This is a genomic window from Bacteroides sp. AF32-8BH, assembly GCF_003435205.1.
Lineage (GTDB): Bacteria > Bacteroidota > Bacteroidia > Bacteroidales > Bacteroidaceae > Bacteroides > Bacteroides ovatus.
Genome location: NZ_QVLZ01000018.1, coordinates 104777 through 117022, shown reverse-complemented (window position 1 = coordinate 117022; position 12246 = coordinate 104777). Strand labels below are relative to the sequence as shown.

The following is a 12246-nucleotide window of genomic DNA, read 5'->3' as shown; positions in this document are numbered from 1 at the left end:
GATTTAATAATAATGAAAATTCTTATTTTAAACAGTATTCTTTTTACTGCAGAGACGGATATTCCCCAAGTGAAAACAATAAAAGATACAATGATATATGGGGTATGTATGGGATTTGTAAAGTTGGGACATCAAGTTACTTTAGCAGCTGCAAACGAATATCGTCCTATAAGAGAAGAAGATTATGATTTTGATGTGAGATTCTTTTCATCTGATTATACAAAATTGTGTAAACCATCTGTATTACCATATAGTAAAACGATGAAACGATATCTCAAAGAATGTCATAAAGAATTTGATATGATTATTTCTAGTGAGGTATTTCAATTTCAGTCACTTTATGCAGCAATGATGTGCCCAAAGAAGACATTGATTTGGCAGGAGCTCACTATACATCAAAATAAGTTATATCAGATCCCATCCAAGATATGGTATAACATTATTGCTCGATTCTTTATGCGGAAGATCATGGCTGTAATACCTCGTTCTCGGATGGCATATGACTTTGTAAGTCATTATATGCCTCGTGTTTCGAGTATCATTGTAGATCATGGCATTGACATTGATAAATTTGTGTTATTTACAAAAAAGAAGCGCCAAGTTATCAGTTCTTCACAACTAATCCTGCGTAAAAATGTGGATAGTATTATTCATATTTTTGCAAAGTTTCATCAAATGAGAAATTATGAGGATATCAAGTTGTTGATTGCTGGGAGAGGAGAAGAAGAAACAAATTTAAAACATCTTGTTGATGATTTGGGATTGCAAAATTGTATTGAGTTTGTTGGTTTCTTGTCGCAAAGTAAGTTGAATGAATATATCCGAGAGTCATTGTTTTTTTTGGTGAATACTCGAAAAGACTTAAATATGGTTTCAATTCCTGAGGCTATTATATCTGGTACCCCCATCCTAACCAATTTGAAACCAGCTTCTTCGGATTACATTATAAACTATGATTTAGGTATCGCTAAGGATAATTGGAATGAAATGGATATGAAGTTACTTGTGGACAAAAATGAAGAATATGTAGGAAATTGTATAAAGTATAGAGAATATTTTACAAACACACATTCTGCTAAACTCTTCTTGGAAATATTTGGACAAAAATAATTCTTCAACTATGTTTATTACTCTAAGATGAACTATGTATTAACTAGTAACTTTTGCTTTATTAGCTATTATGAAAATTTTGTTAGCGAATAAGTTTTACTATCGTCGCGGTGGTGATTGCATATATATGCTTAATCTTGAACAACTGCTTAAGACCCATGGACACGATGTGGCAGTGTTTGCTATGGATTATCCGGAGAATATTGAGACTGAGTGGAAACGGTATTTTCCTAATGAAATAAAGTTTACTCCCGGAGTAGGTATGCTCGAAACTTTTATGCGTATGTTCGGTTTGGGTGAGGTGAAGAGGAAGTTTAATTTTTTACTCAATGATTTCAAGCCAGATGTGGTACACTTGAATAATATTCATACACAACTATCACCAGTGATAGCCCGTTTGGCTCATAAACGAAGAACTAAAGTTATTTGGACATTGCATGATTATAAATTGCTTTGTCCTAGGTATGATTGTCTCCGCAATGGAAATGAAGTTTGTGAGGAGTGCTTTGTTGATAAACATAAAGTTTTGGAATATAAATGCATGAAGAATTCCAATTTGGCAAGTATGCTTGCATATAAAGAGGGGATGAAATGGAGTCATAAAAAGTTGGAAGGCTACACGGATGTATTTATTTGTCCAAGCCAATTTATGTACAATAAAATGGCTCAAGGTGGATTCGATAGAAAAAAGATGTATACTCTTTGTAATTTTATTGATATTGAAAGGACTAGGAGAGACTCTTATGATAAAGAGGACTACTATTGCTTCATAGGAAGGTTATCTTTTGAGAAAGGAATCGAAACATTGATAGAGGCTGCCCGGACTCTTCCTTATCATTTGAAAATCATAGGTGGTGGCCCACTGGCAGATATTTTAAAAGAAAAAGCAAAAGGGGCAAATATTGAATTTACAGGTCATAAAGAATGGCCTGAAATAAAGGAAATAGTGGGTAAAGCACGTTTTAGTGTAGTTCCATCAGAGTGGTATGAAAATAATCCTCTAAGTGTGATTGAAGCTCAATGTCTGGGTACTCCAGTTTTAGGAGCTAATATTGGTGGTATCCCTGAATTGATAAAAGAAGGGGTAAATGGAATGTGTTTTGAAAGTCGCAATATTATGGATTTGAAGAATAAAATCGAAAAGATGTTTATATTAAATGTAGATTATAAACAACTTGCAAAAAGTTCTCAGATACGTTATTCATCTGAGAAACATTACAATGAATTATTAGAGCTGTACCAGCAATGAATGTAGGAAAAGAAGCTAAAATATATTGGATATCAATTTTGCAGGGCTGGAGTATGCTCTTAGTAGTCATAGGACATGTCACGCTAACCAATATATTCGAGAATCCGGCAACTCCTGTTAGTACAGAAGTTGAACGGATTATCTACGGCTTTCATATGCCTTTATTTATGTTTATATCAGGAGGTTTATTTTATTATACAAAAATCAGGAAAGGTAAAAAATACGGAGTTACTATCAGGGATAAGGCAAAGAGGTTATTGGCTCCTTTCATCTTTTTCACACTAGCTACTTTTGCTCTGAAGTATATATTTAATCCGTTGATGAAAAGATCAGTCGAACTGTCTTTCAAACAAATAATCAATAGTGTTCTTTATCCAGCTTCAAATCCTTTAGGGGAAATGTGGTTTATAATAACTCTTTTTATAATATTTCTTTTTTATCCTGTTTTTAAATGGTCATTGCAGTGGAATAAATGTATAGTAAGTGTGTGGATAACTGCATTATTATTGAATCTGTTTTTTCCTAAAGATATAGAGATTCTTTGTTTTTCGCAAGTAGCTTATTATTTGGTTTATTTTTATTCGGGGCTACTCTTTTTTAAGTTTGATGCCTATAAATATACTGATACAAAATGCTTTTTTGTAGTTTCTCTTATGTTTTTTGTCCTTTTTAATATACTTGTACTTCCTGTCATTTTCTTAACCTTTACAGGGATAGCTTTTTCTGTTGCTTTATGTTTACTCTTATCCCATTATCGGACCCGTCTCTATTCAAGTTTCAGGGATTATACCTTTCAGATTTTTTTAATGGGTCTATTTTTTCAGATGGGAATAAGATTTCTATATGTAAAATTGGATAACGAATTATTATACTGGCCTTTATATGTGTTAAGTATATTGTTAGCTCTTTACATGCCTGTTTTAATATCAAAGATGATTCAAAAAATAGAAAGTCCATTCATACATCAATGTTTTGGACTATAGAATATTATTATTTTTTTAATTATATAAATAATGTCAATTAATATTCCCCAACCTACGGATATGTGCATCATCACAACTTATCGTTGTCCGATGCGCTGTAAAATGTGTAATATATGGGAACATCCGACCGATAAAAGGAAGGAAATAACTCCCGAAGAAATCAAATTGTTACCTTCTGTAAAGTTCATCAATCTAACCGGTGGCGAACCGTTCATTCGTGAAGATCTGGATCAAATAGTAGAAGTGTGTTTCACAAAATCTCCTCGCGTGGTTATATCGACTTCAGGTTGGTATGAGGACCGGGTAATAGCCTTGGCTAAGAAATTCCCTAATATTGGTATCCGTATTTCTATCGAAGGGCTTAGTTGTAAAAATGATGAGCTTAGAGGACATGCGGGAGGTTTCGACAAAGGACTTCGGACTTTGCTTACATTAAAAGATATGGGCGTGAAAGATATAGGTTTCGGTTGTACTGTTTCCAACAACAACTCTAAAGATATGCTTTCTCTTTATCAACTATCCCGATCTTTGGGTATGGAATTTGCCACAGCTGCTTTTCATAACTCTTATTATTTTCACAAAGATGATAATGTAATAACTAATAAGGAGGAGGTTTGTGGCAATTTTGAAAAACTGATAAATCTGCAACTTAAAGAAAAACATCCTAAATCATGGATGCGGGCTTTTTTCAACATGGGACTAATCAATTATATAGAAGGTTCACGGCGTATGTTGCCCTGTCAAGCTGGCGAAATGAACTTTTTTGTAGAGCCCTATGGCGATATTTATCCCTGTAATGGTTTAGAAAAGAAGTATTGGAAAAAGAGTATGGGGAATATTCGTGAGACTCCCAATTTCAAAGAAATATGGGAAGGGGAACAAGCAGAACAAGTACGCCAAATGGTACGCCGTTGCCCTAAAAACTGCTGGATGGTAGGAACGGCTTCACCTGTGATGCATAAATATATAAAGTATCCGCTGAAATGGGCTTTAAAAAATAAATTACGGAGTTTGCAGGGAAAAACTGCTTGTTTGGACAAATGTTGGTATAACGTGGGACAAGACCCTTCCCAAGGAGATTTGCGGGACGTTTTTTGATTATAGAATACATATATTTTATACTAATTTAATGAAGATCTTCGTTATCGGAACTCGCGGTATCCCTGATGTTTTGGGCGGCGTTGAAACGCATTGCCAAGAGTTATTTCCTCGAATTGCTGAAATGGGCTTTGATATAACGATAATACGTCGAAAATGTTATGTGAAAGATACCATGACTGAATACAAAAATGTGAGGTTGATTGATATAGAAACTCCTAAGAAGAAATCCTTTGAAGCAATCGTACACACTTTTAAAGCTATTCTTAAGGCTAAATCCCAAAATGCTGATATTGTTCATATTCATGCTATTGGTCCAGCTTTACTTGTACCTATAGCTAGATTATTAGGAATAAAGGTTGTGTTTACTCACCATGGTCCCGATTATGATCGTGACAAATGGGGCTTTTTTGCTAAAACAATGCTGAAATTAGGGGAGCGTGTGGGAACGATTTTTGCTAATGAAGTAATTGTTATATCTGAAGTCATTAATGATCTTTTAGTGAGAAAATATGGTAGAAAAGACTGTCATTTGATTTACAATGGAGTTCCGGAACCTGAGGTTTGTGATTTTCCTGAGTATTTTAATGAATTGGGGATTGAGAGAGGGAAGTATATTTTAAGTATGTGCCGGTTTGTCCCTGAAAAAAAACTTCATCACTTAGTAGAAGCTTTTGCTGGAATAGGAGCAAATGACTATAAACTGGTATTGGCAGGAGATACGGATTTTGAGGATGATTACTCACGCAGTTTAAAAAAAATGTCGAGAGAATGTGGAGTTGTATTAACCGGTTTCATAAAAGGACGAAAATTACATTCTTTACTTACTAATGCATGTTGTTTTGTTCTTCCGTCTTCACATGAAGGGTTGCCTATCGCATTATTGGAAGCGATGAGCTATAAATTGCCAGTTATTGTAAGCAATATTCCAGCAAATATGGAAGTAGGACTGCCTTATCCATGTTATTTCAAAATAGGGGATGTAGGGCAACTACAAAAAAAACTGGAAAAGCAGATGGGACAAGGTCTGTGTCGGATAGAGTACGATATGAGTTTATATAATTGGGATGTGATAGCAAAACAAGTAGTAGATGTATATAGATTGGCATTAAAATAATATCTTCCAATAGAATATTAGTTAGCTAGTGCTAATATAATATGTATGATAAAACGATTTGTTCAGGCTACAAGAGCTTTCTTTAATGGGTAAAATGTCTCTTTATAATTTTATCGAGGCTTGTATGATAAAATGGGTAGGAGTGATGAAATATCATACTGAAGATAGTAAGTGGATAGAATAAATAATATAATGAACAAAAATAAATTGGGTATATAATAAATGTTGAATATGTTGAGATGTAATAAACACGTGAGTGTTTTGTATGTGAGATGAAAAAAATGTAGGTCCCTAGCTTCATGTTGTAAAAAGCATGATTCTCCTACATTGTGGATTGGAAATCGTACGACGGTACATTTCTAATCTACGCCCGACATCGGAGGTTAAAGCCGATGTGAATTTCCCACTATATCAACTGTCTGTGAAGATCGTTGATATTTAAAATGAATCACAAACTATAATTATAAAAGAATATGTAGGTCCCTAGATTCATGATAAACTCATGAAATCCCTACATTTTGCAGGTTAGAAATCGTACAGCGGTATATTTCTAACTTAGCCCTCATATTGGTTTAAAAACTGATATGTATCTATATGTGAAATATACCAACTGTCTGTGAGGATCGTTGGTATATTATTTTTTTAGATGGTTAAAGAATACAAAAAAAGAGCAAACTTGCATGATTCCTAAATCTTTCCAGAATCTGTATCGTTATTTGCTGTATGAAACGAAAGTATAGTATTAACGCTAAAAGAATAACGATTATGAAGAAAATTCTATCTTTACTTGTGTTGGCTATTGTAGCCGTACAGTTTTCATTTGCAAAAGATGTGATAACCAAAGACATGAATCAGTTACCGCTTCCGGCACGTAATTTTATTAATGGTAATTTTGCAAAACCACAGATTGCTCATATCAAGATTGATAAAGATATGATGGAGTCTACCAAGTATGAAGTGGTATTGATGGATGGCACGGAAATTGATTTTGACAGTAAGGGCAACTGGGAAGAGGTAAGTGCAAAGAAAGGACAGATTGTTCCTGTTAGTATTATTCCGGGATTTGCTGTCAATTATTTGAAGTCTCATAATTTTGTGAACGAAGGAGTGATCAAAGTCGAACGTGACCGCAAAGGATATGAAATAGAATTGTCTACCGGACTTTCTTTCAAATTTGATAAGAAGGGAAAGTTTATCAAGGCTGATGATTAACTAAAGATTTGTGATAAATAGACCTAAACAAGAAGATAGCTATGTGGAGATTTAAGTTTAGCGCTTGGGCAGTGGTATTGATGATGACTGCTCTTTCGTTTGGCGCATGTGATAATGACGATGATGATACTTTTATTCCGCCCAGTAATATTACAGAAGCTTTAAAGCAGGTATATCCGGCTGCCCAGAATGTAGAATGGGAGATGAAAGGTGCCTATTATGTAGCTGACTGTTGGGTGACCGGTGATGAACTGGATGTCTGGTTTGATGCTAATGCCAACTGGGTGATGACGGAAAATGAATTGAATAGCATTGATCAGCTAGTACCGGCTGTTTATACGGCTTTTATAGATTCTAAATATAACGCGTGGGTAGTGACAGATGTATATGTATTGACATTTCCACAAAACCCGATGGAATCAGTGATTCAGGTGAAACAAGGTAGCCAACGTTACTCGCTTTATTTCACACAGGAAGGTGGATTGATACATGAGAAGGATATCAGTAATGGAGATGATACGAATTGGCCGCCAACTGAATAGCTTTTAATCATAAAAATCAAAACGGACTATTTCTATAGAAAGAATAGTCCGTTTTGATTTTATAACTACATTTGTTTGTAATCCTTGGCTAATCCTCCTTCACTTGTTTCTTTGTAAAGTGATGGAAGGTCGTGTCCGGTTTGTTTCATTACTTGTACTACTTTGTCGAAAGAGACACGGTGCATACCATCGGTGAAAGCTGAATAAAGATTAGCATCCAGCGCACGTGCAGCAGCGTATGCATTTCGTTCGATGCAGGGAATTTGTACCAATCCGCATACGGGGTCGCAAGTCATTCCCAGATGGTGTTCCAAACCCATTTCTGCTGCATACTCAATTTGTGCAGGACTGCCTCCGAACAATTGATTGGCGGCAGCCGAAGCCATTGCGCAGGCAACACCGACTTCTCCTTGGCAACCTACTTCTGCTCCGGAAATGGATGCGTTGAATTTGACTATATTACCAAACAAACCGGCAGTGGCTAGCGCACGCAAAATGCGCATATCGCTAAAGTCACGACTTTTTTGAAGATGATAAAGGACGGCAGGCATGACTCCACAGGAACCACAGGTAGGGGCAGTGACTATTTTTCCACCGGAAGCATTTTCTTCACTTACTGCCAAAGCATAAGAAAAAACAAGTCCTCTTGATTGGAGGGATTGTTTATATCCGGTAGCACGTATATAATAGGTAGAAGCTTTTCGTCTAAGGTTTAGTGGGCCGGGAAGTACTCCTTCCGCTTCCAGTCCACGGTGAATGGCATCTTTCATGGTGGCCCACACTTCAGCCAGATAATCCCATATATCTTCTTCCTCACATTCCTTCACGTATTCCCAATAACTTTTTCCGGTATCTTCACACCATTGAAGTATTTCGGTCATGTTTTCCATGTCATATACATCCGGACTTTCGATGGTCGGATTATCATTATTTTCTGCTAGTGCACCGCCGCCAATACTGTAAACAGTCCAGTTTTCCTGCACTTTATCATTACTGTCCAGAGCTGCAAATGTCATTCCGTTGGGATGGAACGGTAGGAAGACTTTGGGCTGCCATACAATTTCTACCGGAGCGATGGGTTGTAAAGTGTCTATAATAGCTACATCCGTCATGTGTCCTTTGCCTGTAGCTGCTAAACTGCCGTAAAGGGTTACTTTAAAAGATGCGGCATCCGGATGACGTTCCAGAAACATTTCGGCAGCTTTGCGTGGTCCCATTGTGTGGCTACTGGAAGGTCCTGTACCTATTCTGTATAGCTCTTTAATTGATTTCATGACTAATGATGTGTTTTTGTTAATACCATTTCTTTTTTCTGAAGTACAAATATACAATAATACCGATAATTGCCATTATAATCCAGGCAAATAAATACCCGTACTGCCATTCCAGTTCCGGCATCCATTTGTAATTCATTCCCCATACTCCGACCAGAAATGTCAAAGGGATGAAAATAGTGGATACGATGGTCAGCCTCTTCATGATATCGTTCATTCGTAAGTCATTGTTGGAGATGTATAGATCGACTAATGAAGAAAGGGTTTCCCGGCAGATTTCGATAGTTTGTAATACAAATTGCAAGTGGTCGTTTACATCATTAAAAAAGGCGCGGTTCACTTTATGGATGAGCAGGTTTTCTGCTCGCAATAGCTTTATATATTGTTCTTTTAAGGGGAGGATTGCTTTTTTCATTAGCATATATTGGCGTCGTAATGCCTGAATCTGGATACCGATGTCGTCTCCGCTGGTGATGGTTAGCAATTCTTCTTCCAAATCTTCGAGTGCGTCATCGATGGAAGAGATGGTTGAAATGTAGTTTCCCATCACGCTGTTGAGCAGTACGCTAAGTAGATAATCTGTTTGACGGCTGCGTATCTTCAGAACATCATTACGCAAGGCAGAACTGACATCATCAAAGAAATCAGTTTCTTTTTCGAGGAAAGTCAGTACATAATTATTTCCTATGATAAGGCAGACTTGCTGTTGGAGCAGTTCGTCCAGTTCATTTTCTTCTTTATGTTCGTTCGGATAGAATATCTTTAAGATCAGGACAATGTATTTATCATGTTCTTCTATCTTAGTCGGATGATCCGCATTTAATATATCTTGCAAGACAAGGAAGTCTATTTCGAAATGACTGCAAATTTCCCGGATAGTTTCTGTGTTTTTCATTCCGTGTATCTGTAGCCAGTTGATTTGATCGTTGTTTAGCGTACCTTTGATGGCTTGAAAAGTATCACTAGAACTTTCCTGCATCTCGGTAGCATTGTAAGTACAAAGATGTAAATGGGTAGGAGTAAGACTTTCTCCTGTATAAATAAGCTTTTCGCTTAACAGATTATTCTTCATGCTTTATTCTCGTTTTAGAAAACCACTGTAACAAAGGTAGTGGTTTTCTAAATGAGAACAAGTTCTTTGAACGTTTTGTTTACGTGTCAGTCAAAATCGACTACTGTGATTCCGGCACCGCCAAACTGTACATGTTCGTCGGCATAGTGGCTGACTCCCGGTACGGTGGCCAGATATTGGCGGATAAGTGTACGAAGTATTCCCGTTCCTGTGCCGTGAAGGATACGTACACGATCCATGCCGACTAATATGGCGTCATCAATAAAATAGGTGACTGCCTGTAAGGCTTCATCCCCACGCATTCCGCGTACATCAATGTCCTGTTTGAAGCTAAGCTTCTTTTCATACATCTGATCGTGTGTCTGGCTGCTGACAAAAGTGCTTTTTGCAATCCCTTCCGTCTTGGGCGTATGATTGGCACGTTCCAGACGGTCTATTTTTACGGTCGTTTTTATGCTTCCAAAAGCAACAGTCGCATTTTTACCACTGATTTCCATCACTTGGCCGACGCTTGTCTGTCCTTTGATTTTTACATTTTCTCCTACTGCAATTGGCACTATTTTAGGGGCACTTGAGGGAGAAGAGACTGCAGCTTTCGGTTCGCTCTTCTTGTTTTTTTTTCGTTCTTGCTTCTCCTTTAGTTTCTCCATTTTTTGTGCAATCTTTTCTTCATGCTCTTTAGATGCCAGTGCATCCAGAGAAGTGCGGAAATCTGTCAGTTCCTGACGTGCCTGGCGTGTCTTTTCCTTTTCGGCTTGCGCTTCCTTTATTGTACGAATCGTATTTTCAATGCGGGCATTGGATTCCTGAAGCATGCGTTCCGCTTCTTCTTTTGCTTGCCGGATAATCTCTTTCCGGGATTTTTGCAATTCTTCCATTTCTGTCTGGTAACGGGCAATGGTTTCTTCCATGTGCTTTTCCCGTTGACGGATGGTTTGACGTTTTCCTTCCCAGTAACGCTTGTCACGCACAATGTCCTGAAGGTATTTGTCTGCATTGATATATTCGCTTCCTACGATTTCCGAAGCATCTGCGATGACATCTTCCGGTAGTCCGATTTTTCGTGCAATTTCTACGGCGAACGAACTTCCCGGATTACCGATTTGTAATTGGAAAAGTGCTTGCATGAGATGACGGTCGTAAAGCATGGCTCCGTTCACTACTCCTTCATGATCTTCGGCAAAATGTTTCAGATTCTGGTAGTGGGTAGTGATGACTCCGAATGTTCCTTTCTGGTTGAAACGTTTCAGTACAGCTTCGGCAATAGCACCTCCGATTTGCGGCTCCGTACCTCCACCGAACTCGTCAATCAGGATGAGGCTCCGTTCGTTACAGCTCTTCATCATGATTTTCATATTGGTCAAGTGAGAAGAGTAGGTACTCAAATCATCTTCAATAGATTGCTCATCACCAATATCGATAAAGATGCTACTGAATATACCGGCATGACTACGTTCGTGCAAGGGAATCAGCATGCCGCATTGCAGCATATATTGTAGCAAACCGACTGTTTTCAAACAGACGGACTTACCTCCGGCATTCGGCCCGGATATAATAAGGATACGTTGTTTTTGATCGAGCTCTATATCCAGTGGTACGACTTTCTTTCCATGTTTGGCTAATGAAAGTTGTAATAAAGGATGCACTGCCATTGTCCAATCCAGTAGTTGCTCATTCTCTACGGCGGGTTTCAGACTATTGGTCTGTATGGCGAAGTAACTTTTCGCACGGATAAAATCTATTTCTGCCAGAAATTCGTATGATTGAAGAATTTCCGGAATAGATGGACGAAGGATATTCGAGAACTCGGTAAGGATACGAATGATCTCACGTCGTTCATCACCTTCGAGTTCACGGATGCGGTTGTTGGCTTCTACCACTTCCGCCGGTTCTATAAACACAGTTTTTCCGCTGGCAGATTCATCGTGTACGATACCTTTGATTTTTCGCTTGAGTCCAGGGGCAACTGGAATCACCAGACGTCCGTCACGCATGGTGGGAGCTACATCTTTGTCCACGTATCCTTCGGACTGCGCACTACGCAGGATGCTGTTTAATGAACGGGAAATATTTCCCATCGTACTGGCAAGTTCGCGACGTATGCGGGCTAATTCGGTAGAGGCATTATCCTTGATTTTTCCATATTTGTTAAGGATGCCATCTATTTTCCCTATCAGTTGCGGGAACACGGCAATATCTCCTGCCAGTCGTTTCAGGCTAGGGTAGGGGGTATTGTTTTCTTCTTCATCTTCATTCCGATGTAGAAAGCGTACAATGTCACGGATGGTTTCTAATGAACGGCGTAGGTCAAATAATTCTTGTTCGTCCAAATACATTCCTTCTATCCGCACACGTTTTAGCGAAGGACGGACATCAAAGAAAAATTGATCGGGAAATCCGTCCTCTTCCTGGATGATGCGGACAAACTCTGTTACTTGGTTTAATTTCTCCTCAACCTCTTCATGTTGCTCGGAAAAGTTCATGTCTGTAACTCTTTCTTCACCTAAAGTACTGAGGCACTTATCTTTTAGTAACTGTCTTATCTGGTCGAATCCTATCTTTTGCTCAAAGTTTTGAGGGTATATCATA

10 protein-coding genes are annotated in these 12246 nt (G+C 38.0%); 7 read left to right on the top strand and 3 right to left on the bottom strand.

Annotated features, from left to right (window positions below):
- The first annotated feature begins 12 nt into the window (after window positions 1–12).
- The 7 genes from DWZ47_RS14555 (at window position 13) to DWZ47_RS14525 (ending at window position 7311) form a co-directional block, all read left to right on the top strand.
- The gene (locus DWZ47_RS14555; RefSeq protein ID WP_233525054.1) at window positions 13–1110 is read left to right on the top strand and encodes a glycosyltransferase; all 1098 of its coding nucleotides are present in this window, start codon (window positions 13–15) and stop codon (window positions 1108–1110) included.
- 70 nt (window positions 1111–1180) lie between these two features.
- On the top strand, window positions 1181–2359 hold the full coding sequence (locus DWZ47_RS14550; RefSeq protein WP_117513618.1) for a glycosyltransferase: 1179 nt from the start codon (window positions 1181–1183) through the stop codon (window positions 2357–2359).
- The gene (locus DWZ47_RS14545; RefSeq protein ID WP_117513616.1) at window positions 2356–3342 is read left to right on the top strand and encodes an acyltransferase family protein; all 987 of its coding nucleotides are present in this window, start codon (window positions 2356–2358) and stop codon (window positions 3340–3342) included. Before DWZ47_RS14550 ends, DWZ47_RS14545 begins: the two co-directional genes overlap by 4 nt.
- Before the next feature lie 30 nt (window positions 3343–3372).
- Complete coding sequence (locus tag DWZ47_RS14540; RefSeq protein ID WP_117513614.1) at window positions 3373–4440, top strand: radical SAM/SPASM domain-containing protein; 1068 nt, start codon at window positions 3373–3375, stop codon at window positions 4438–4440.
- Window positions 4441–4471: 31 nt separating this feature from the next.
- A complete protein-coding gene (locus tag DWZ47_RS14535) occupies window positions 4472–5557 on the top strand; it encodes a glycosyltransferase family 4 protein (RefSeq protein WP_117513613.1) in 1086 nt (361 codons plus the stop codon).
- Window positions 5558–6322: 765 nt separating this feature from the next.
- Window positions 6323–6769 (top strand): PepSY-like domain-containing protein, encoded by a 447-nt coding sequence (locus DWZ47_RS14530; RefSeq protein ID WP_117513611.1) that lies wholly within the window; start codon window positions 6323–6325, stop codon window positions 6767–6769.
- 41 nt (window positions 6770–6810) lie between these two features.
- The gene (locus tag DWZ47_RS14525) at window positions 6811–7311 is read left to right on the top strand and encodes a PepSY-like domain-containing protein (RefSeq protein ID WP_117513609.1); all 501 of its coding nucleotides are present in this window, start codon (window positions 6811–6813) and stop codon (window positions 7309–7311) included.
- A 65-nt stretch (window positions 7312–7376) separates the two neighbouring features.
- On the opposite strand, the gene DWZ47_RS14520 is transcribed toward DWZ47_RS14525, so the two are convergent.
- From DWZ47_RS14520 to DWZ47_RS14510, 3 genes are all read right to left on the bottom strand, one after another.
- Window positions 7377–8585: an L-serine ammonia-lyase gene (locus tag DWZ47_RS14520; protein ID WP_009000789.1), complete on the bottom strand. Its 1209-nt coding sequence runs from the start codon at window positions 8583–8585 to the stop codon at window positions 7377–7379.
- Between the two features lie 19 nt (window positions 8586–8604).
- A complete protein-coding gene (gene corA / locus DWZ47_RS14515) occupies window positions 8605–9657 on the bottom strand; it encodes a magnesium/cobalt transporter CorA (RefSeq protein ID WP_004302250.1) in 1053 nt (350 codons plus the stop codon).
- A gap of 86 nt (window positions 9658–9743) precedes the next feature.
- Window positions 9744–12245: an endonuclease MutS2 gene (locus DWZ47_RS14510; RefSeq protein WP_117513607.1), complete on the bottom strand. Its 2502-nt coding sequence runs from the start codon at window positions 12243–12245 to the stop codon at window positions 9744–9746.
- Between the last annotated feature and the right edge of the window lies 1 nt (window position 12246).